Here is a 20,100-nt window from a genome sequence, read left to right on the forward strand (position 1 = left end):
AGCCGAAGGGCGGGTGTGACCGGCGTGTCAGGACATGGCCGTAAACACCCGTTCGTTTTCGGCGTGGCGGGGAAGATCCCTGGGAGCTGACGGCGTCTCCAGGGAGGGCGGGACATGGTCGCGGGCCGGCGAAGAGGGGAGTGCGACTCCTGCGGTGCGCCGTACGGGACGTGGGTCGCGAGCCTCCGCATGACCCTGTGCGCGGAGTGCGAGCGCGCCGGCGCGGCTCACCCGGTGCGGGAGCCGATGCTGGTGGGCGACGTCCTGGCGGGACTGGCCGCCGTCGTGTCCCGACCGCCGAAGCGCACCGGGGGCACCGCCGCCGTACCGCAGCAGCGGACTCAGGGCGCCGCGGCCCGTGAGGAGAGCCCGAGGACCTGTGACACCTCGTGCGGAGCCGACGTCGAGTGGCCCCGCACGGCCTGATCCGCCCGGCACGCCCTGACCCGCCCGGCACGGCTTGACCCCGCCCGGCACGCCCTGACCCGCCGCGGCGCGGGTCAGGCCGGCCGCGAGCTCAGCCCAGCTGGGCGAGCGCCTCCGTGGCGATGTTCTCGAAGACGGTCTGGTCCGCGGCGAAGTCGGAGTCCGGGATCGGCCAGTGGATCACGATCTCGGTGAAGCCGAGCTCACGGTGGCGCCCGGCGAAGTCGACGAAGGCGTCCACGGACTCCAGCGGCCGGCTCCGGTCCGGCGTGAAGCCGGTCAGCAGGACCTTGTCCAGCTCGGCGACGTCCCGGCCGGACTCGGCGCAGGCCTTGGCGAGCTTCTCGACCTGGCCGCGCAGGGCCGCCACCGACTGCTCCGGCGTGCCCTCCTCGTACAGCTTCGGGTCACCGGTCGTCACCCACGCCTGCCCGTACCGCGCGGCCAGCCTCAGCCCGCGCGGCCCGGTCGCCGCCACCGCGAACGGCAGCCGCGGGCGCTGGACGCAGCCGGGGATGTTCCGCGCCTCGTCGGCCGAGTAGAACGTGCCCCGCTCCGTCACCGCGTCCTCGGTGAGCAGCCGGTCGAGCAGTGCCACGAACTCGCCGAACCGGTCGGCGCGCTCCTTCGGCGTCCACGCCTCCTGCCCGAGCGCGGTGGCGTCGAAGCCGTTGCCGCCCGCGCCGATGCCGAGGGTGATCCGCCCGCCGGAGACGTCGTCCAGCGTGATCAGTTCCTTGGCGAGCGTCACCGGGTGCCGGAAGTTCGGCGAGGTCACGAGGGTGCCGAGCCGAAGCCGCTCGGTGGCCGTCGCCGCGGCGGTGAGCGTGGGCAGCGCGCCGAACCACGGGCCGTCGCGGAAGCTCCGCCAGGAGAGGTGGTCGTAGGTGTACGCGGCGTGGAACCCGAGGTCTTCGGCCCGCCGCCAGATCTTCTGTCCCTCGCTCCATCGGTGGATGGGGAGGATCACGGTGCTCAGACGCATGCCATCGACCCTACGGCAGCCGTCAGCGGCCGGCTCGCAGCTGCACGGGGGCGACGCCGCGACCTCGTACACGCACAGGCATGACCGGGGGCCGCTCACCCGGTTCCTGCCGGATTCCCGGAGTCAACGCCGCAGCCAGCTCAGCAGGGTCGTCGCCGTGAACACCGCGCCCGACGCCAGACAGACCGCGCGGGGGGTCAGCCATCCGGGGCTTCCCAGGGGCCGGGCCTGCGGGACCGGAGCCAGCAGCGCGTCCGCGAAGGCCCGGGCGGTCGGCGGTCGGTCCGCCGGCTCGACGGACATCGCGGCCCGTAGCAGCAGGTCGACGTGCGGTGGGAGCTCCGCTCCGGCCGGGAGCGCGGGCAGCGTCGAGGCGGTCGGCCGGTCGGTCATCAGAGCCGTGGCGCGCCCGCCCGGGCCGAACGGCTTCCGCCCGGTCAGCAGCTCGTAGGCCACGACGGCCAGCGCGTACACGTCGGCCCTCCCGTCGAACCCGCCGGTCTGAAAGGCCTGTTCCGGTGCCATGTACGCGGGCGTGCCCGTGGTCACCGTCAGTCCGGACGCGTCGGCCAGTTGCTTCGCGCTGCCCAGATCCGCCACCAGCACCGCGTCGGGCGCGGGGTCGGTGGACAGCAGCAGGTTGGACGGCTTGACGTCGCGGTGCACCACGCCGGCGTCGTGCAGGACCTGGACCGCGTAGCCCGCCTCCGCGGCCAGCCGCACCGCCTCCTGCGGGTCGCACTGCCCGACCCGGTCCTCCAGGGTGCCGCCGCGCACGTAGTCCATGACGAAGTAGGGCCGGTCCTCCTGCACCCCGACGTCGTGCACGCGGACCACCCGCGAGCTGGCGATCCGGCGCAGCAGCCTCGCCTCCGCCAGGAACCGCTCGCGCACATCGGCGTTGGCGGCCCAGTTGTCGGCCAGCACCTTCACCGCGACCTCGGTGTCGAGCTCCGGGTCGTAGGCCTTCCAGACCGTCGCGAAGGAGCCGGCTCCGAGCCGGTCCAGGAGGAGGTAACGGCCGAGCTTGCGCATGTGGCAGCATTCTGCCGGAGTCGACGGGAGTGGGGAACTCCCGTTCGGCGGGCGGGATGTCAGGCGGGACGAAACGGGGGGATCCGGGTGTTCGAGGAAGGCGAGCTGGAACGGCTGGTGGCGGCTGCTCAGGCGGGTGACCCGGGGGCGATGGACTACCTGCTGGCCAAGCTGCGGCCGATGGTGCTGCGCCGCTGCTCGCGCTTCCTGCCCCACCACGCCGACGCGGAGGAGGCCGCGCAGGACGCCCTCCTGTCCATCAGTACGCACCTGGGCGAGTACGGCGGACACGGCTCCTTCCTGGGCTGGGTGACGGTGATCGCCTCGAACGCCGCCCGGTCCACCTACCGCTCGATGCGCCGCCGGGCCGAGGACAGCCACGCCGAGCTCCCCGAGTCCGTCGACCCGCGCACCACCAGCGTCATCGCCGGGAGCCGGCTCGACCTGATGGAGGCGTTGGCCGCGCTGGAGCAGCAGCACCCGACCCTGGTGGAGTCCTTCGTGCTGCGCGATCTGGGCGACCTGACCTACGTCCAGGTGGCCGAGCAGGTGGACTCCCCGTTGGGCACGGTCAAGGACCGGATCCACCAGGCCCGCCGCTTCATGCGCGAGCGCCTGGTCACCGGTCTGTGAACGGTGGTCCCGCGACGGGCGGCGGCCACGCCGTCGTCCGGCCCCGGTCCGCCGTCGCCGCCCTGGTGGCAGCCGCCGTGCTCGGGCTGGTGACCGGCCGGTTCCTCCTGCCCTCGCCCCCCGGCGCCGACGTGGACCCGGCAGCGGGTCCCGTCACCGCGGCCGGCGGGGCATCCCAGGGCGCGTCCGCTCCCGCGACGCCCGGCGCGTCCGTCCCGACACCCGCGCCCTCGGCCTCCGGCTCCGGTTCCGGTTCCGCCTCCGGCTCCGGTTCCGCCGCGCCGACCGGTGCGACCGGGCCCGTGACGACGGCGAACCTTCTGGGACCCGAGGCGTTCGGACCGGACGCCGGCATCGGGCAGATCCATGTCGCCGACCGGTACGGCGACGGGCATTACGCCAACCCGGTCTGCACCGGGGAGAAGACCCTCACCGAGACCCTGGGCGGGCCCGGTGCCCACTTCCGCGGACTGATGACCGGCCTCCGCACCGACCCGGGCGACCCCACGCTGGCCGCGGACAGCGCCGACCAGGTCGCCCGCGAGGTCGCCGCCGAGGCCCGGAGCCGTTCCCTGGCGCAGAACTTCTCCCAGCGCCTGCTGCTGGAGCAGGTGCCCTGCCAGGAGGAAGCGCCAGGGCACTGGATCTACGGAAAGACCAGGACGCTGCGGCTCGCCCCGGACGTCACCGCGAGCTGGATGGGCACCTACCAGGGATTCCTCAACACCACCGGCACGGCGCCCGATGACAAGGAACCCTGCGGCGGCATCGCCGTGCTGCGCAGCGGCACCCACTACGGGGTGCTGGAGGTCGACGCGTGCCTGGGAACGGCCGCGATGGACCGCGTCGTGAGGACCGCTCTGTCACAGCTGTGAAACAGCGGGTCAGAGCTCCAACTTTCCCCTCTCCGGCGGCATCTCCCCCGGTTGTACGAGGACGCAGCAGGCGTCCCGACCAGCAGGGGGACCAGATGACCGAGAACCAGACCGTCCAGCAGAAGTCCGTTCGCCGCAACCGGGTCGCCGCCGCGGCATGCTTCGCCGCCGCACTGATCACGGCCACCGTCTTCGGCGCCCAGTCGGCCAGCGCCGACGGGGCCGCCCACCGCACCGCCGCCGCCCACCCGGCCACCGCCGCCCACGCGGTCGCGGTCGCGGCCGCCGCGCCCCGACTCGGCTCCGCCCACCTCGTCCAGAGCGAGGACTACTTCCAGCGGGGCCTGAACCCGGTCGGCGCCACCGTCGCGCTGAACGGACGCCAGGGGCTGTCCGCGTGCTCCGGCGAGAAGACGATGCGCGACCTGACCAAGGGCGCGGCCACCGCGTACGCGTCCGTGAACTGGACCTTCGACACCGACAGCCTGCTGATCGAGTCGGCCGCGAGCGCCCCCACCGGGGCTGCGGCCGTCGACTGGGAGAAGCAGCTCGTCGCGCTCGTTCAGGACTGCCAGGACGAGCCCGCCGGCCACTGGTACTACGGCACGGCCCACACCCTGACCACCACTGGCGGCACCGCCCGCTGGTACCCGGCCTACAGCGGCGACGGCACCGTGAGCGGCGGGGTCGCGGTCCTGCGCAGCGGCACCAGGGTCGCCCTCGTCGAGCTGTCCGGCCAGCCCACCGACGCCCCGAACTACGTCGAAGGCATCGCCGCCGCAGCACTGAACCGCCTCTCCTCCTGAACCGCCCCCCGCTCCGCCGGGCGCACGGCCCCCGGCGGAGCGGGTCAGGGCTCCGAGCCTGCGGCGGTCAGCGGACGCGGGCGCTCATCCAGGGCGTGAGGGTGGCTCCCGTGACCAGCTCCTTGTACGTCTCGTCGCCAGGCAGCGGGACGATCAGCCACCAGCCGGGCGGGAAGAACCGTCCCTTCACATGGGCGAGGCCGCCGTGGACGGAGCGGAGGAAGGCGGGGACGGCGTCGCGCGGCACATCGGCGAACTCGATGCCGTCCACGGTGATCAGGGCGTCGTCCTCGGGGAAGACCTGGATCGTGACCGAGGGCGAGCCGCCCAGTTCGACGTAGGCCTCGTGCGGGAGCGATCCATCCGGGTCGAGGACGGCGAACGCGCCGGCGGAGATGCGCCGGGAGGTCCGGTCCGCGCCGATGTCGTCGGTCACCGTCATCTCCAGGCGGAACTCCTGGGCGATCCCGCGGATCGCGGTGACAGCCGCTTCGGTGCTGGGCAGGTGCGCGTGAGCCATGCGGCCGATCATGCCGCAGGTACGCCCCAGGCATGCCGCAGTTACGCGTCAGGCATGCCTCAGGAGGGAAAGCGGAGGAACTCCGGCGGGACGGTGTCGGTCAGCCAGACCCCGTTGGCGCTGACGTGGAAGACGTGACCCGCCCGGTGCATGGCTCCGGCGTCGACGCTCAGCACGACGGGCCGCCCCCGGCGCGCGCCGACCCGGGTCGCCGTCTCCCGGTCGGGGGAGAGGTGCACGTGGTGGCGGGCCATGGGCCGCAGCCCCTCGGCCCGGATCGAGGCGAGCCGGTCCGCGACCGTACCGTGGTAGAGGTACGCGGGCGGTTCGGCGGGCGGCAGGCCGAGGTCGACCTCGACGGTGTGGCCCTGGCTCGCGCGGATGCGGGTGCCCTCGATCGCGAAGCGCTTCTTGTCGTTGGTCGCGACGACGTGGTCGAGTTCCTCGCGGGTGATCGGGAAGCCGTGCTCCGCGGTGGCGCTGAGCAGGGTCTCGATCTCGGTCCAGCCGTGTGCGTCGAGGACGAGCCCGATGCGCTCGGGCTGGTGGCGCAGATGCTTGGAGAGGTATTTCGACACCTTCACCGTGCGCCGCTCGTCGGGTGGTTGTCTTCGGTTCATTCCGTCAGGATGCCGGAGCGTGAAACTCCTCACCATCGAATTCATGCGGACAGGTTTGATCCACAACCAACCTGAGTTATCCACAGTGGAGTTGGCGAATCTGTGGACAACAGGCAGCTGTTTTCAGGGTGTTTGTTCAAATGCGCCTGATGTGTGGTGATGTGAGGCGAGAGCGTCCAATGTCCTTTTGTGGACCTCTCGTTCCGTGGCCGCCGCGATGAACGCCTCCACGCCCTCCGCGCCAACCAGCCCCTGGACGGCCCTTATCGTCCCGGCAGGGAGCGACACCGCGCGCGGCTGATCGTCCTTCACCCGGGGTGGATCCGGCGACAGGTGGATCTCCAGGTGACGGGTCGCCAGAAGTTGCATGGCCCGCGCCAGTTCGGCGTCAACCGTCTGCTGGGCGAGCGGCCTGAGCCGCCGCACCATCGTCGCCGCCTCGTTCGCGTCCGCGTCCGTCGGCGGCCGGTGCTCCAGATAGCGCGCGAAGACGTGCTCCGTCGTGAACTCCAGGAAGCGGGAGGCGATGTGCTCGACCTGATCGCGAAGTTCCCTCAGGTGCCCGGTGATTGCCGCGAGCGGAACCCCCGCCGCGTACAACTCGGCCGCCACCGCGAGCTCCTGAGGGCTCGGCACGAGGTACTCCTCGCCCTCCCGGTCCGGCAGTCGCTCCAGTACGCCGAGCTCGACGGCCTCCCGGATGGCCTCCTCGTCCGGCGTGCCGCCGAAGCGCGCGTCCAGCTCCGCTCGGGAGATCCGGTCGGCCTCCTCGTCCGTCCACGGCCCGTGGACCTCCGCGACCAGGCCCAGCACCCCGCCGAGCCCCCGGCCCGTGTCCCAGGCCTCCAGGAGCTCCTTGATCGAGGCCAGGGTGTAGCCCCGGTCGAGGAGGTCCGCGATCTGCCGGAGCCGCGCGAGGTGTGCGTCCCCGTACACGTTCGACCTACCCCGCCGCTCCGGGCGGGGCAGCAGACCGCGGTCCTGGTAGGCGCGGATCGTCCGGACCGTGGCCCCGCTGTGATGAGCGAGATCCTCGATCCGGTACTCCGGCTGTGCTGACTGCTCGGACAAACCCGCTCCCACCGACCGCATCCTCCACCCCGCAGCCGCGGGGCCCCTCCTGGGAGGGATCGTACGACCGCCGGCCCTGCCCCGACCCGACGGAGCCTGCCCCGACCCGACGGAGCCTGCCCCGACCCGGCGGAGCCGGGCCCGACCCGACCCGACCCGGCCCTCCCTCCCTCGCCTACGCCGGCGGCTGCCAGCGAGCCAGGGCCCGCAGGGCACCCGGGCTGAGCCGGGACAGGAAGTGGGCGCCCCGCGCCTCGGGAGTGACCGGCACGACGGCACGGTCGTGCAGGACCGCCCCGAGGATCGCGTCCGCGACCTTCTCCGGCGGATAGTTCCGCAGCCCGTACAGCCGGGAGGCCTTCTGCTGCCGCCGCTTCTCCTCCGCCGCGTCCGTGACCCCGGCGAACCGCGCGGTCGCCGTGATGTTGGTGTTGACGATGCCGGGGCATATCGCCGACACCCCGATGCCCTGACCGGCCAGTTCGGCGCGCAGACACTCGCTGAGCATCAGCACCGCCGCCTTCGACGTGCTGTACGCGGGCAGTGCCCGGGACGGCTGGAAGGCCGCCGCCGAGGCGGTGTTGACGATGTGGCCGCCCTGACCGCGCGCGGTCATCTGCGCACCGAAGAAGCGGCAACCGTAGATGACACCCCACAGGTTGACGTCCAGAACCCGCTTCCACTCCTCGGCCGAGGTCTCGAAGAACGACCCCGTGAGCCCGATGCCCGCGTTGTTGACCAGGACGTCCACGACCCCGTACTCGCTCGCCACCTTGGCGGCCAGCTTCTCCATCTCCTGCTCGTCGGAGACGTCGGCCTCCTCGCCCCAGGCCTCCGGGGCGCCGATCAGGCGGGCCATCTCCGCCGTGCGGGCCGCGCCCTCGGCGTCCCGGTCCACGGCCACCACCCGGGCGCCCGCCTCCGCGAACGCGAAGGCCGTGGCCCTGCCGATGCCGCTCGCCGCCCCGGTGACCAGGACGAGCTGACCGCCGAACCGCTCCGCGTACTCCGGCTTCACACCGCCCTTCGCGGCCGTCGCCGCGACCGGCTTCGGCGCCTTGGCCGCCGCGTCCTCGTTGGCCCGGACGAACTCCGTGATCCACGCCGACAGCTGGTCCGGCCGGGTGCGCGGCACCCAGTGCTTGGCGGGCAGGGTGCGCCGGGTCAGGTCCGGCACCCAGGTGCCCAGGTCGTCGTAGAGCCGCTCGGAGAGGAAGGCGTCACCGGTCGGCGTGATCAGCTGGACGGGCGCGTGCGCGTACGCGTCGGGGCGCGGCCTGCCCAGCCGGGCCCGGACGTTGTCCCGGTAGAGCCAGGCGCCGTGCGCCGCGTCGCTCGGCAGGGAGGGCGTCGGGTAGGCGCCGGCCGGGACCTTCTCCATCCGCTCCAGGAGCTTCGGCCAGCGCTTGCCCAGCGGCCCCCGCCAGGCGAGCTCGGGCAGCACGGGCGTGTGCAGCATGTACACGTACCAGGACTTGGCGCCCTGGCCGAGGAGCTGGCCGACCCGGCGCGGGGTGGGCCGGGTCATCCGCTGCTTGATCCAGTGCCCGAAGTGGTCGAGCGAGGGCCCCGACATCGAGGTGAAGGAGGCGATCCGGCCCTCGGTGCGGGGCACGGTGACGAACTCCCAGGACTGCACCGAACCCCAGTCGTGGCCCACGAGGTGGACCGGCCGGTCCGGGCTGACGGCTTCGGCGACCGCGAGGAAGTCGTCGGTCAACTTCTCCAGGGTGAAGCCGCCGCGCAGCGGGGCCGGCGCCGTCGACCGGCCGTGGCCCCGGACGTCGTACAGCACCACGTGGAACTCCTCGGCCAGTCGGGTCGCGACCTCCGACCACACCTCCTTGGAGTCCGGATACCCGTGGACCAGAAGGACGGTCGGCCGGTCCGTGTCGCCGAGCTCGGCGACGCACAGCTCGATCCCGCCCGTCCTGACCCAGCGCTCCCGCGCCCCTTCGAGCCCGGCGATTGCCGCCATCAGACCGCTCCCTCGTTCCAGCGCCGCACGTGCGGCAGATCGTCGTCCAGCCAGAAAGCACTCTGCTCGGGGTCCCTGGAGTCGGTGACGACCAGGATCTCCTCGAACTTCGCGCCCGTCCCCCGGAATCCGAGGTGCGGCTCGACCGCCCAGAGCCCGGGCACGGGCGGGTGGTCGGAGAACTTGTACGGCGACCAGAGCGGCGACCAGCCGTCCCGGTGGCCGTGCACGGCGTCGCTCGCGAGGCCCTTGAGCGCCTGGGTTCCGAAGCCGAAGGCCGTCGGCGCCCAGCGGCGCTCCTTCACCCGGTCGACCTTGTGGGCGATGACGCCGAAGGGGTAGGCCCGGTGCCGGTTCGCGTACCCCTGGCGGACCATGAGCCGGTCCACGTCCTCGTATATCTCGCGCAGCGTGCGGCGCTCGCGCACCTCGCGCAGGATCAGCTCGCGGTGGGCCTCCAGGTCGGCGAGCAGCTTGTCGTGCAGCGGGTTGAGGCCCAGGCAGCCGCTGTAGCCGATGTCCGCCGTGTACCCCTTGTGGACCGGTGCCATGTCGAGGATGAACGGCATCCCCGCCTCCAGTCGCCGGTTCGTGGGGAAGAACTGCAGCGGGATCCTGAAGTCCACGAAGGCCGTGCGGTCCCCGAACCAGGCGAAGGGCCGGTGGAACCAGTCCCGCACGCCCCGCTCGTACAGCCACTCCCGCTGCATCCGGGCGGCCTCGCGCTCGGTCACGCCCGGCTTGAGCTGGGCCGCGACGGCTTCCGCGCACTCGTAGGAGAGCCGCTGGACGTCCCTGAACCCCCGCAGCTCCGCGGAGAGTTCGCCTGTCACTGCTGAGGCCATGCCACCCGCCGTCCCGTGTGAGCGCCCGACTGCGCTACGCGTCCGTAACTTGACACCGATGAATGTGACAATGCCCGGCGGCTGCGTCAAGGGGTCGGACGGCGGCCCTGTGGAAAAGTCCCGTGGAAAGACCGACCGAAGACCTGTGGAAAAAGACTTTCGTCTCGACGCCCCTACGGGCTTGTACTCCTGTAGTCGGAGAAGGATCGAGCCGTTGGGCTGACGACCGCTGTGGCGCAGGCCACTACCGTCGAAGCGTGACTGTGATCGCGACCGAAAGCCTCAGCAAGCGGTTCCCCCGGGTGACCGCTCTCGACCGGCTCTCCCTGGATATCGGGCCCGGTGTGACCGGACTGGTGGGTGCCAACGGAGCCGGCAAGTCCACGATGATCAAAATCCTCCTCGGGCTCTCCCCCGCCACGGAGGGCAGCGCCCGGGTCCTGGGCCTCGACGTGCGGACCCACGGCCCCGAGATCCGTGAGCGCGTCGGGTACATGCCCGAGCACGACTGCCTCCCGCCGGACGTCTCGGCCACCGAGTTCGTCGTCCACATGGCGCGGATGTCCGGGCTGCCCGCGACCGCCGCCCGCGAGCGGACCGCCGACACCCTGCGCCACGTCGGCCTGTACGAGGAGCGCTACCGCCCGATCGGCGGCTACTCGACGGGCATGAAGCAGCGGGTGAAGCTGGCGCAGGCGCTGGTCCACGACCCGAAGCTGGTCCTCCTCGACGAGCCGACCAACGGCCTCGACCCGGTCGGCCGCGACGAGATGCTCGGACTGATCCGCCGGGTCTGGACCGACTTCGGCATCTCCGTCCTCGTCACCTCCCACCTCCTCGGCGAGCTGGAGCGGACCTGCGACCACGTCGTCGTCATCGACGGCGGCCGGCTGCTGCGCTCCAGCTCCACCAGCGACTTCACGCGCACCACCACGACCCTCGCGGTCGAGGTCACCGACTCCGACCTCCACTCCGACGGCACGGGCGCCCTCCGCGACGCCCTCGCCGCCGCCGGCGTGACGATCCACGCGGGCGTGGAGGACGGCCTCCCGGGCGCCGGCCACATCCTGCTCCTGGAGGCGGCCGGCGAGGAGACGTACGACCTCGTGCGGGACACCGTCGCCGGCCTCGGCCTCGGTCTGGTCCGCATGGAACAGCGCCGCCACCACATCGCCGAGGTCTTCAAGGCGACGGACCAGGAGGAGGTGCCGGCTCGATGAGCTCCCAGGCCCCCGACACGACCCAGATCCACAACATCGGCTACCGGTCCTACGACGGTCCGCGCCTCGGCCGGGCGTACGCGCGCAGGTCGCTGTTCTCGCAGTCGCTGCGCGGCGCGTACGGCCTGGGCCGCAGCGCCAAGTCCAAGGTGCTGCCGATGCTGCTCTTCGCGGTGATGTGCGTCCCGGCGCTGATCATCGTCGCGGTCGCGGTCGTCACCAAGCAGTCCAAGCTGGCGATCGAGTACACGCAGTACGCGCTGTACCTCCAGGTCGTCATCAGCATCTACCTGGCCTCGCAGGCGCCCCAGTCCGTCTCCCGCGACCTCCGGTTCCGGACGGTGCCGCTGTACTTCTCCCGCCCGATCGAGCGCGCGGACTACGTCCTCGCCAAGTTCGGCGCGATGGCCTCGGCGCTCTTCGTCCTCACCGCCGCCCCCCTGCTGATCCTCTGGATCGGCTCGCTCCTCGCCAAGATGGACTTCGTCGAGCAGAGCAGGATGTTCGGCCAGGGGCTCGTCTCGGTGGCCCTGCTCTCGCTGCTCTTCGGCGGCATCGGGCTGGTCATGGCGGCCCTCACCCCGCGTCGCGGGTTCGGCGTCGCCGCCGTGATCGCCGTCCTGACGATCTCGTACGGGGCCGTCTCCACCCTCATGGGCATCGCCTACGCCACGGACAACCAGGGAGCCATCCAGTGGCTCGGCCTGTTCTCGCCGATGACCCTCATCGACGGCGTCCAGACCGCCTTCCTGGGCGCGCCGACCGGCTTCCCCGACGGCGGGGGCCCGGGCGCCGCTGTCGGCCTCGTCTACCTCCTGGCCGTCCTCGCGCTCGTCGCCGGCTCGTACGGCATCCTGATGCGCCGCTACCGAAAGGTCGGGCTGTGACCGCCGACCCGTCGCCCGCCACCACCCCTCTAAGGAATGGGCTGCGCCCATGAGCATCCTCTCCATCGACCACGTCTCCCGCTGGTTCGGAAACGTCGTGGCCGTGAACGACGTCACGATGACGGTGGGCCCGGGCGTGACCGGCCTCCTCGGCCCCAACGGCGCCGGGAAGTCCACCCTCATCAACATGATGGGCGGGTTCCTCGACCCCTCCACCGGCAGCGTCACCCTCGACGGCCAGAAGATCTGGGGGAACGAGTCGGTCTACCGCGAGATCGGCGTCGTCCCCGAGCGGGAGGCGATGTACGACTTCCTCTCCGGCCGTGAATTCGTCCTGGCCAACGCCGAACTGCAGGGCCTCGGCGCGAAGGAGGCCCAGCGGGCCCTGGCCACCGTCGAGATGGAGTACGCGCAGGACCGCAAGATCTCCACGTACAGCAAGGGCATGCGGCAGCGCGTGAAGATGGCCTCGGCCCTCGTCCACGAGCCGTCCGTGCTCCTCCTCGACGAGCCGTTCAACGGCATGGACCCGCGCCAGCGCATGCAGTTGATGGACCTGCTGCGGCGGATGGGCGCGGACGGGCGCACGGTCCTGTTCTCCTCGCACATCCTGGAGGAGGTCGAGCAGCTCGCCTCCCACATCGAGGTGATCGTGGCCGGGCGGCACGCGGCCTCCGGCGACTTCCGCAAGATCCGCCGGCTGATGACGGACCGGCCGCACCGCTACCTCGTCCGCTCCAGCGACGACCGGGCCCTCGCCGCCGCGCTGATCGCCGACCCGTCCACGGCCGGCATCGAGGTCGACCACGCGGAGGGCGGACTGCGCGTGCAGGCGGTGGACTTCGGACGGTTCACGGAGCTGCTCCCGCAGGTCGCGAAGGAGCGCGGGATCCGCCTCCTCACGGTCTCGCCGTCCGACGAGTCCCTCGAATCGGTCTTCTCGTACCTCGTAGCGGCCTGAAAGGAGCCTGACCGATGTACAACCCCACAGTCGCCCGGCTCACCTACCGGGCCCTCCTCGGCCGCCGCAGGGCGCTGATCCTCTTCCTGCTGCCCGGCATGCTGCTGCTCATCGCGGCGGCGGTCCGCGGGTTCAACGGCGCAGACGACCAGGTCGCGGCCGACGTCCTCGGCGGGTTCGCGCTGGCCACGATGGTGCCGCTGATCGGCGTGATCGCCGGTACGGGCGCGATCGGACCCGAGATCGACGACGGCTCGATCGTCTATCTGCTGTCCAAGCCGGTGAAGCGGCCCACGATCATCTTCACGAAGCTGATCGTGGCGATCGCGGTGACCATGGTGTTCTCCGCCGTCCCGACGCTGATCGCCGGCTTCATCCTCAACGGCAACGGGCAGCAGGTGGCCGTCGCCTACATGGTGGCGGCGCTCGTCGCCTCGATCGCCTACAGCGCCGTGTTCCTGCTGCTCGGCACGGTCAGCCGGCACGCCGTGGTGATCGGCCTGGTCTACGCCCTCGTGTGGGAGGCCCTCTTCGGCTCCCTGATCGCGGGCGCCAAGACCCTGAGCGTCCAGCAGTGGGCGCTGGCCCTCGCGCAGAAGGTCACCGGGGACGGCCTGGTCACCTCCGAGGTGGGCCTCACGACCGCGGTGACGCTCCTGATCGGGGTCACGGTCGCGGCGACCTGGTTCGCCGGCCAGAAGCTGCGCAAGCTGACCCTGGCCGGCGAGGAGTAGGAGGCGCTCAGACGGTGCGGTTGCGGGCCGCGAGCAGGCCGACGGCGAGGGCCGCCGCGCAGACGCCGAGGACCACGCAGATCGGCAGGGTCCAGGAGCCGGTGGCCTGGTGGAGGGCACCGGCGGCCAGCGGCCCGGCGGCGGCGAGCAGATAGCCGACCGTCTGGGCCATCCCGGACAGCCGGGCCGCGGTCACCGCGTCCCCGGAGCGCAGCACGATCAGGGTCAGGGCGAGGCCGACGGCACCGCCCTGACCGACGCCGAGGACCGCCGACCAGAGCCAGGCGCCCTCCACGGGCGCCACCATCAGTCCGGCGTAGCCGGCCGCGACCAGTGTCGTGACCAGCACGATCAGCGGGCGCTGGCTGCGCATCCGGCCGGCGAGCAGCGGCACCGCGAAGGCGCCGGCGACCTGGATCAGGTTGTTGAAGGCGAAGATGACACCGGCAGTGGAGCGGCTCATCCCGTGGTCGGTGAAGATCGTCGGCATCCAGGCGATCAGCACGTACGACCACAGCGACTGCAGTCCCATGAAGAGGGTGACCTGCCAGGCCAGCGCCGAGCGCCAGACGCTCACCGGGCGGGCGGCGCCGGCCGGGACGGCCCGGACCCCGTGTCCCGGGCGCCCGCGGGCGATCAGGACCTGCGGAAGCCAGGCGAGGGCCGCGACCGCCGCGAGCAGTGACCAGAAGCCCAGAGAGCCCTCCCAGCCGCCGCCCAGGGCCTTCTCCAGCGGCACCGCTGCCGCCGCGGCGACCGTCGCGCCGGCGATCATCGCGCCCGTGTAGACCGAGGTCATCGACGCGGCCCGGTCAGGGAAATCACGCTTGATCAGGCCCGGCATCAGCACGTTGAGCAGGGCGATCGCGCTGCCGACGAGGATCCCGCCGCCGTACAGCGCGTACACGGACGGCAGTACGCGCGCGAGGATGCCGACGCCGAGCAGCAGGAGCGCCGCGAACAGCACGCGCTCGGCCCCGAAGCGGCGGCCCAGCCACGGCGCCACCAGCGCGCCCAGGCCGAGGAACAGCACCGGTACCGAGGTGACGAGCGAGCTCGCCGTCGCCGAGAGCCCGAAGGCGTCGGATATCTCGCCGACCAGCGGGGCCACGCTCGCCAGCGCTACCCGCATGTTGAGCGAGGCCAGCACGATGCCGGCCAGGAGCACCGCCGGGTGGGCGAGCAGCGCGCGCCGGGCCGCCGCCCCCTCGGCCGAGGGCAGGACCCCGGCCTCGGCGTCGACGAGCGGGCGCGCCAGGTCGTCCGCCCGGGTCCCGGGGAGCTGACGGGCCGTGTCCTCCGCCCGGGTCCCCGAGCTCACTGGTTCCGCTCCGTCAGCCCCGCGACCGTCTCCATCGGGACCCGCAGCAGCTCGCGGGCCTGCCGCTCCGCCGCCTCCGGGTCGCCGGCCTCGACGGCCGCCACCAGGGCCTCGTGGGCGTCGATGTCGACCGGCGGCATCTCCCGGTCGCCGAGGGCCTCCACCAGGACCTCGTGCACCTGCGCGGAGAAGAAGCGGTACACCTCGACGAAGGCGGCGTTGTGGGTCGCGCCGACGACCGCGAGGTGGAAGGCGAGGTCCGCGTCCGCGTTCCGGTCGCCCTCCTCCCGCAGCGTGGTCAGGGCGGCCCGCAGTCGCAGCAGGTCGTGGGTGTCGCGCCGGGCGGCCGCGAGCCGGGCGGCCTCGGCCTCCAGGGCGACCCGCAGTTCGAGGACGTCGGCCGCGCCCGCGTGCCGGACCCCGCGGAGCACGGCGGCCGGATCGGCGGTCGACCTGACGAAGGTGCCGTTGCCCTGGCGGGACTCCAGGAGACCGGAGTGGACGAGGACCCGGACCGCCTCGCGGACGGTGTTGCGGCCCACGCCGAGCTGCTGCGCGAGCTCGTGCTCGGTCGGGATGCGGTCGCCGACCGCCCACTCCCCTTCGGTGAGCTGCGTGCGCAGCTGCTCCACCACGGAGTCCACCAGCGAGGTCCGCCCCGCCGCCTTGAGTGCCGCCATGTCGCTCCGTACCCCTTCATTCGCCCGGTTGCCCAGTCATCCTACAACTGACCGGGCGGGGGGCGGCGGACTACTGTGGGGCCGTACGCGGACCGAACACCCTCACCACCCTCGGGAGTCAGTCATGTCAGACCGCTTCGACGTCGTCGTACTCGGAGCTGGCCCCGGCGGCTACGTCGCCGCCATCCGCGCCGCCCAGCTGGGCAAGCGGGTCGCGGTCGTCGAGGAGAAGTACTGGGGCGGTGTCTGCCTGAACGTCGGCTGCATCCCCACCAAGGCGCTGCTGCGCAACGCCGAGCTCGCCCACATCTTCAACCACGAGGCGAAGACCTTCGGCATCAAGGTCGACGGCACCGTCTCCTTCGACTACGGCGAGGCCTTCCGCCGCAGCCGCTCGGTCGCGGACGGCCGCGTCAAGGGCGTCCACTTCCTGATGAAGAAGAACGGCATCACCGAGTTCAACGGCCGGGGCACCTTCCTCGACGCGAACACCCTCCAGGTGGCCAAGGCCGACGGCTCGTCGGAGACGATCACCTTCGACAACTGCATCATCGCCACCGGCGCCACCCCGCGCCTGCTCCCGGGCACAGCCCTCAGCGACCGCGTCGTCTCGTACGAGCAGCAGATCCTCGCCGAGGACGCCCCGCAGTCGATCGTCATCGCCGGCGCCGGCGCCATCGGCATCGAGTTCGCGTACGTGCTGAACAACTACGGCACCAAGGTCACGATCGTCGAGTTCCTCGACCGGATCGCGCCGCTGGAGGACGAGGAGGTGTCGAAGGAGCTGGCGAAGCAGTACCGCAAGCTCGGCATCGACGTCCTGACCTCCACCCGCGTCGAGGCCATCGACGAGACCGGCCCGCAGGTCCGCGTCACCGTCACCGGCAAGGACGGCGTCCAGAAGGTCCTGGAGGCCGACAAGGTCCTCCAGGCCATCGGCTTCGCCCCGAACGTCTCCGGCTACGGCCTGGAGAGCACCGGTGTCGCCCTGACCGAGCGCGGCGCGATCGACGTCGACGGCCGCTGCCGCACCTCCGTGCCGCACATCTACGCCATCGGTGACGTCACCGCGAAGCTGATGCTCGCGCACACCGCCGAGGCCATGGGCGTCATCGCGGCCGAGACCATCGGGGACGCCGAGACGATGGAGCTCGACTACCCGATGATCCCGCGCGCGACCTACTGCCAGCCGCAGATCGCCAGCTTCGGCTGGACCGAGGCGCAGGCCCGCGAGAAGGGCTACGACGTCAAGGTCGCCAAGTTCCCGTTCGTCGCGAACGGCAAGGCGCACGGCCTCGGCGACGCCACCGGCTTCGTCAAGATCATCGCCGACGGCACGCACGGCGAGATCATCGGCGCCCACCTCATCGGCCCCGACGTCACCGAGCTGCTGCCCGAGCTGACGCTGGCCCAGCAGTGGGACCTCACGGTCCACGAGGTCGCCCGGAACGTGCACGCGCACCCGACGCTGGGCGAGGCCGTGAAGGAAGCGATCCACGGTATTGCCGGACACATGATCAATTTCTGAGGTTTCTCCCAGGTTCGGGTGATAGGCACTGAAAGGTGCCGAGCGAAACCTCACCGGGTGGCGAACCGTCCCGACCGATCAGGTCGTGGGTGCGTTCGTCACCCGGTACGCACGTGTGGCTGGCGGTCATCGCGATCACCAGCCTCGTCATCGCGCTCTCCCCGCACGGCCTGGAGACGTATCTCCTCCACCGCAACAGCAGCAACCTCCACCAGCTCGCGCACCATCCGATGCGCGCCCTGCTGGGCAGCGCGTTCTGGATCGAGAACCCGGCCGACCTGCTCCTGTACGCGGTGCTCTTCGAGGTCTTCCACGCCCCCGTGGAGCGCTGGCTGGGCACCGCGAAGTGGCTCTTCACCGTCGCCACCGCCCACATCGCGGCCACGCTCATCAGCCAGCAGGTGGTCCTCGCGGCCATCCAGCTCCACGACGTGCCGCGCAGCATGGCCCACGTCGTCGACATCGGGGTCAGCTACGGCCTCGCCGCCTCGGCCGGGATCCTGACCTACCGGCTGCCCACGCCCTGGCGCTGGGCCTACCTCGCCGCCGCCCTCGCCTTCTTCCTCGTACCGCTCGCCACCGACCGCACCTACACGGACCTCGGTCACGCGATCTCGCTGGCGATCGGACTGGCCTGCTACCCCCTGACCAGGGGCGTTCCGCCCGGTGGAAAACCAGTCGCCGTCGAACGGCCTCCCGGCGCACACTAGTTGCACGCGGGGGACACGGGGGATCCCCCGGGTGCGGCCGCTTCGAGCGCGCGGACCACGGTCCGCGCGGGCCGCGACCCACGAAGGCCCGCTCCCCTCGGGGAGCGGGCCTTCGTCCGGGTCTCAGCGGGTCACGCCGACAGCAGGCGCTCCAGGACGACCGCGATGCCGTCCTCCTCGTTCGTGGCCGTGACCTCGTCCGCCACCGCCCGCAGCTCCTCGTGCGCGTTGCCCATGGCCACGCCGTGCGCCGCCCAGCCGAACATCGGAATGTCGTTCGGCATGTCGCCGAAGGCGATCGTCTCCGCGGCCTTCACGCCGAGCCGGCGCGCCGCGAGCGACAGACCGGTCGCCTTGCTCAGGCCGAGCGGCAGGATCTCCACGATGCCGGGGCCCGCCATGACGACGTCCACGAGCCCGCCGACCGTCTCCCGCGCGACGCTGGTCAGCTCGTCGTCGCCCAGGGCCGGATGCTGGATGTACAGCTTGGTCAGCGGCGCCGACCACAGCTCCGCCGGGTCCTCGTACGGCACGTACGGCAGCGGCCCCTCCTGCGCCCGGTAACCGGGGCCCATCAGGACCTCGCCGTCCAGGCCGTCTCGGCTGGCGGCCACCGCCAGCGGGCCCACCTCCGCCTCGATCTTGGAGAGGGCGAGCCCCGCGAGCTGCCGGTCCAGGGTCAGCGAGGTCAGCAGCCGGTGCTCACCGGCGTGGTAGACCTGCGCGCCCTGCCCGCACACCGCGATCCCCTCGTAGCCGAGGTCGTCGAGGATGTGCCGGGTCCAGGGCACCGCCCGGCCGGTGACCACGATGTGCGCGGCGCCGGCCGCCGTCACGGCGGCCAGCGCGTCCCGCGTGCGGTCCGAGACGGACTCGTCGGCCCGCAGCAGCGTGCCGTCGAGGTCCGTCGCGACCAGGCGGTAGGGGAACGGGCTCACTTGGCGATCGGCTCCAGGACCTCACGGCCGCCGAGGTATGGGCGGAGGACCTCGGGCACCCGCACCGAACCGTCGGCCAGCTGGTGGTTCTCCAGGATCGCCACGATGGTGCGCGGTACGGCGCACAGCGTGCCGTTCAGGGTGGCCAGCGGCTGCACGGTCTTCTTGCCGTCCTTCTCCTCGCGCATGCGGACGGAGAGACGACGGGCCTGGAAGCTGTCGCAGTTCGACGCGGAGGTCAGCTCGCGGTACTTGCCCTGCGTCGGGATCCACGCCTCGCAGTCGAACTTGCGGGAGGCGGAGGAGCCGAGGTCACCGGTGGCGACGTCGATGACCTGGAACGGCAGCTCCAGCGAGGTCAGCCACTGCTTCTCCCAGTCCAGGAGCCGCTTGTGCTCGTTCTCCGCGTCCTCGGGCGCGACGTACGAGAACATCTCGACCTTGTCGAACTGGTGGACGCGGAAGATTCCGCGGGTGTCCTTGCCGTACGTGCCGGCCTCGCGGCGGAAGCAGGGCGAGAAGCCCGCGTACCGCAGCGGCAGCTTGTCGGCCTCGATGATCTCGTCCATGTGGTATGCCGCGAGGGGCACCTCGGACGTGCCGACGAGGTAGTAGTCGTCCTTCTCCAGGTGGTACACGTTCTCCGCGGCCTGGCCGAGGAATCCGGTGCCCTCCATGGCGCGCGGACGGACCAGCGCCGGGGTCAGCATGGGGATGAAGCCGGCCTCGGTGGCCTGGGCGATCGCGGCGTTGACCAGGGCGAGCTCCAGGAGGGCGCCGACACCGGTCAGGTAGTAGAAGCGCGAGCCGGAGACCTTGGCGCCCCGCTCGACGTCGATGGCGCCGAGCGACTCGCCCAGCTCCAGGTGGTCCTTGGGCTCGAAGCCCTCGGCCGCGAAGTCGCGGATGGTGCCGTGCGTCTCCAGGACGACGAAGTCCTCCTCGCCGCCGACCGGGACGTCCGTGTGGACGATGTTCCCGAGCTGGAGCAGAAGCTGCCTGGCCGTCTCGTCGGCCTCGTTCTGCTCGGCCTCGGCGGCCTTGACGTCGGTCTTGAGCTGCTCGGCCTTCTGCAGGAGCTCGGCGCGCTCCTCGGGGGTGGCCTTGGGGATCAGCTTGCCGAGCGCCTTCTGCTCGGATCGGAGCTCGTCGAAGCGGACGCCGGACGACCTGCGCCGCTCATCGGCGGAGAGCAGGGCGTCGACGAGCGCGACGTCCTCTCCACGGGCGCGCTGGGAGGCGCGAACACGGTCGGGGTCCTCACGGAGCAGGCGAAGGTCAATCACCCCACCAGGCTACCGGTGCGTGTTCGCCCGCCCCCACCGGA

The 20,100-nt window shown here is 71.8% G+C and carries 21 protein-coding genes; 10 read left to right on the top strand and 11 right to left on the bottom strand.

Going from position 1 to position 20,100, the window contains the following annotated elements; genetic code table 11:
* Positions 1-114 precede the first annotated feature (114 nt).
* On the top strand, positions 115-426 hold the full coding sequence (locus ACN9MM_RS19990) for a hypothetical protein (protein ID WP_426364890.1): 312 nt from the start codon (positions 115-117) through the stop codon (positions 424-426).
* 91 nt (positions 427-517) lie between these two features.
* Here ACN9MM_RS19990 and ACN9MM_RS19995 read toward each other — a convergent pair whose 3' ends face one another.
* Together ACN9MM_RS19995 and ACN9MM_RS20000 are read right to left on the bottom strand one after the other, a co-directional pair.
* Positions 518-1,411, bottom strand: a complete 894-nt coding sequence (locus tag ACN9MM_RS19995; RefSeq protein WP_426364891.1) for an LLM class flavin-dependent oxidoreductase — start codon at positions 1,409-1,411, stop codon at positions 518-520.
* Between the two features lie 123 nt (positions 1,412-1,534).
* Positions 1,535-2,446, bottom strand: coding sequence for a serine/threonine-protein kinase (locus tag ACN9MM_RS20000; protein WP_426364892.1), 912 nt, complete (start codon positions 2,444-2,446; stop codon positions 1,535-1,537).
* Between the two features lie 87 nt (positions 2,447-2,533).
* On the opposite strand from ACN9MM_RS20000, the gene ACN9MM_RS20005 reads away from it, so the two are divergent.
* The 3 genes from ACN9MM_RS20005 to ACN9MM_RS20015 all read left to right on the top strand — a co-directional run bounded on the left by ACN9MM_RS20005 (position 2,534) and on the right by ACN9MM_RS20015 (position 4,760).
* Positions 2,534-3,079 (top strand): RNA polymerase sigma factor, encoded by a 546-nt coding sequence (locus tag ACN9MM_RS20005; protein ID WP_426364893.1) that lies wholly within the window; start codon positions 2,534-2,536, stop codon positions 3,077-3,079.
* Complete coding sequence (locus tag ACN9MM_RS20010) at positions 3,076-3,954, top strand: hypothetical protein (protein WP_426364894.1); 879 nt, start codon at positions 3,076-3,078, stop codon at positions 3,952-3,954. Before ACN9MM_RS20005 ends, ACN9MM_RS20010 begins: the two co-directional genes overlap by 4 nt.
* A 95-nt stretch (positions 3,955-4,049) precedes the next feature.
* Complete coding sequence (locus tag ACN9MM_RS20015; protein WP_426364895.1) at positions 4,050-4,760, top strand: hypothetical protein; 711 nt, start codon at positions 4,050-4,052, stop codon at positions 4,758-4,760.
* A 67-nt stretch (positions 4,761-4,827) separates the two neighbouring features.
* Here ACN9MM_RS20015 and ACN9MM_RS20020 read toward each other — a convergent pair whose 3' ends face one another.
* From ACN9MM_RS20020 to ACN9MM_RS20040, 5 genes are all read right to left on the bottom strand, one after another.
* Entirely contained in the window at positions 4,828-5,280 is a 453-nt protein-coding gene (locus tag ACN9MM_RS20020) for a hypothetical protein (protein WP_426364896.1), read from the bottom strand.
* Positions 5,281-5,339: 59 nt separating this feature from the next.
* Positions 5,340-5,900: an RNA 2'-phosphotransferase gene (locus tag ACN9MM_RS20025; protein ID WP_426364897.1), complete on the bottom strand. Its 561-nt coding sequence runs from the start codon at positions 5,898-5,900 to the stop codon at positions 5,340-5,342.
* 123 nt (positions 5,901-6,023) lie between these two features.
* Positions 6,024-6,992 (bottom strand): MerR family transcriptional regulator, encoded by a 969-nt coding sequence (locus ACN9MM_RS20030; protein ID WP_426364898.1) that lies wholly within the window; start codon positions 6,990-6,992, stop codon positions 6,024-6,026.
* Between the two features lie 154 nt (positions 6,993-7,146).
* Positions 7,147-8,949, bottom strand: a complete 1,803-nt coding sequence (locus tag ACN9MM_RS20035) for an SDR family oxidoreductase (protein ID WP_426364899.1) — start codon at positions 8,947-8,949, stop codon at positions 7,147-7,149.
* Positions 8,949-9,794, bottom strand: coding sequence for a M24 family metallopeptidase (locus tag ACN9MM_RS20040; protein WP_426364900.1), 846 nt, complete (start codon positions 9,792-9,794; stop codon positions 8,949-8,951). Before ACN9MM_RS20040 ends, ACN9MM_RS20035 begins: the two co-directional genes overlap by 1 nt.
* Before the next feature lie 263 nt (positions 9,795-10,057).
* Here ACN9MM_RS20040 and ACN9MM_RS20045 point away from each other — a divergent pair, with 263 nt between their 5' ends.
* From ACN9MM_RS20045 to ACN9MM_RS20060, 4 genes are read left to right on the top strand one after another with little or no spacing between them, the layout of a single operon-like run.
* Positions 10,058-11,014 (top strand): ABC transporter ATP-binding protein, encoded by a 957-nt coding sequence (locus ACN9MM_RS20045; protein ID WP_426368781.1) that lies wholly within the window; start codon positions 10,058-10,060, stop codon positions 11,012-11,014.
* Positions 11,011-11,901: an ABC transporter permease gene (locus tag ACN9MM_RS20050; protein WP_426364901.1), complete on the top strand. Its 891-nt coding sequence runs from the start codon at positions 11,011-11,013 to the stop codon at positions 11,899-11,901. The genes ACN9MM_RS20045 and ACN9MM_RS20050 overlap by 4 nt, the downstream gene beginning before the upstream one ends.
* A 49-nt stretch (positions 11,902-11,950) precedes the next feature.
* Positions 11,951-12,862: an ABC transporter ATP-binding protein gene (locus tag ACN9MM_RS20055; RefSeq protein ID WP_365225597.1), complete on the top strand. Its 912-nt coding sequence runs from the start codon at positions 11,951-11,953 to the stop codon at positions 12,860-12,862.
* Positions 12,863-12,876: 14 nt separating this feature from the next.
* Positions 12,877-13,596 (top strand): ABC transporter permease, encoded by a 720-nt coding sequence (locus tag ACN9MM_RS20060; protein WP_426364902.1) that lies wholly within the window; start codon positions 12,877-12,879, stop codon positions 13,594-13,596.
* Between the two features lie 7 nt (positions 13,597-13,603).
* Here ACN9MM_RS20060 and ACN9MM_RS20065 read toward each other — a convergent pair whose 3' ends face one another.
* Together ACN9MM_RS20065 and ACN9MM_RS20070 are read right to left on the bottom strand one after the other, a co-directional pair.
* Positions 13,604-14,854, bottom strand: a complete 1,251-nt coding sequence (locus tag ACN9MM_RS20065; RefSeq protein WP_426368782.1) for a CynX/NimT family MFS transporter — start codon at positions 14,852-14,854, stop codon at positions 13,604-13,606.
* A 59-nt stretch (positions 14,855-14,913) separates the two neighbouring features.
* Positions 14,914-15,597, bottom strand: a complete 684-nt coding sequence (locus tag ACN9MM_RS20070; protein WP_426364903.1) for a FadR/GntR family transcriptional regulator — start codon at positions 15,595-15,597, stop codon at positions 14,914-14,916.
* A 124-nt stretch (positions 15,598-15,721) separates the two neighbouring features.
* Here ACN9MM_RS20070 and lpdA point away from each other — a divergent pair, with 124 nt between their 5' ends.
* Positions 15,722-17,125 carry a dihydrolipoyl dehydrogenase gene (gene lpdA, locus ACN9MM_RS20075; RefSeq protein WP_426364904.1) on the top strand — a complete coding sequence of 468 codons (1,404 nt, stop codon included), beginning with the start codon at positions 15,722-15,724 and terminating at the stop codon, positions 17,123-17,125.
* A 35-nt stretch (positions 17,126-17,160) separates the two neighbouring features.
* Positions 17,161-17,835, top strand: a complete 675-nt coding sequence (locus ACN9MM_RS20080; protein ID WP_426364905.1) for a rhomboid-like protein — start codon at positions 17,161-17,163, stop codon at positions 17,833-17,835.
* Between the two features lie 131 nt (positions 17,836-17,966).
* On the opposite strand, the gene ACN9MM_RS20085 is transcribed toward ACN9MM_RS20080, so the two are convergent.
* Positions 17,967-18,773 carry an HAD family hydrolase gene (locus ACN9MM_RS20085; protein WP_426364906.1) on the bottom strand — a complete coding sequence of 269 codons (807 nt, stop codon included), beginning with the start codon at positions 18,771-18,773 and terminating at the stop codon, positions 17,967-17,969.
* Positions 18,770-20,059 (bottom strand): serine--tRNA ligase, encoded by a 1,290-nt coding sequence (gene serS, locus ACN9MM_RS20090; protein ID WP_426364907.1) that lies wholly within the window; start codon positions 20,057-20,059, stop codon positions 18,770-18,772. Before serS ends, ACN9MM_RS20085 begins: the two co-directional genes overlap by 4 nt.
* Positions 20,060-20,100: the final 41 nt, after the last annotated feature.

The sequence above is a fragment of the Streptomyces sp. E-08 genome, assembly GCF_049913095.1.
GTDB lineage: Bacteria > Actinomycetota > Actinomycetes > Streptomycetales > Streptomycetaceae > Streptomyces.

Coding starts and splice junctions, on each gene's coding strand:
- ACN9MM_RS20050 (WP_426364901.1), top strand. CDS start 11,011: ATGAGCTCCCAGGCCCCCGACACGACCCAGATCCACAACATCGGCTAC.
- ACN9MM_RS19995 (WP_426364891.1), bottom strand. CDS start 1,411: ATGCGTCTGAGCACCGTGATCCTCCCCATCCACCGATGGAGCGAGGGA.
- ACN9MM_RS20060 (WP_426364902.1), top strand. CDS start 12,877: ATGTACAACCCCACAGTCGCCCGGCTCACCTACCGGGCCCTCCTCGGC.
- ACN9MM_RS20015 (WP_426364895.1), top strand. CDS start 4,050: ATGACCGAGAACCAGACCGTCCAGCAGAAGTCCGTTCGCCGCAACCGG.
- ACN9MM_RS20025 (WP_426364897.1), bottom strand. CDS start 5,900: ATGAACCGAAGACAACCACCCGACGAGCGGCGCACGGTGAAGGTGTCG.
- ACN9MM_RS20070 (WP_426364903.1), bottom strand. CDS start 15,597: ATGGCGGCACTCAAGGCGGCGGGGCGGACCTCGCTGGTGGACTCCGTG.
- ACN9MM_RS19990 (WP_426364890.1), top strand. CDS start 115: ATGGTCGCGGGCCGGCGAAGAGGGGAGTGCGACTCCTGCGGTGCGCCG.
- ACN9MM_RS20035 (WP_426364899.1), bottom strand. CDS start 8,949: ATGGCGGCAATCGCCGGGCTCGAAGGGGCGCGGGAGCGCTGGGTCAGG.
- lpdA (WP_426364904.1), top strand. CDS start 15,722: ATGTCAGACCGCTTCGACGTCGTCGTACTCGGAGCTGGCCCCGGCGGC.
- ACN9MM_RS20020 (WP_426364896.1), bottom strand. CDS start 5,280: ATGGCTCACGCGCACCTGCCCAGCACCGAAGCGGCTGTCACCGCGATC.
- ACN9MM_RS20055 (WP_365225597.1), top strand. CDS start 11,951: ATGAGCATCCTCTCCATCGACCACGTCTCCCGCTGGTTCGGAAACGTC.
- ACN9MM_RS20030 (WP_426364898.1), bottom strand. CDS start 6,992: ATGCGGTCGGTGGGAGCGGGTTTGTCCGAGCAGTCAGCACAGCCGGAG.
- ACN9MM_RS20000 (WP_426364892.1), bottom strand. CDS start 2,446: ATGCGCAAGCTCGGCCGTTACCTCCTCCTGGACCGGCTCGGAGCCGGC.
- ACN9MM_RS20040 (WP_426364900.1), bottom strand. CDS start 9,794: ATGGCCTCAGCAGTGACAGGCGAACTCTCCGCGGAGCTGCGGGGGTTC.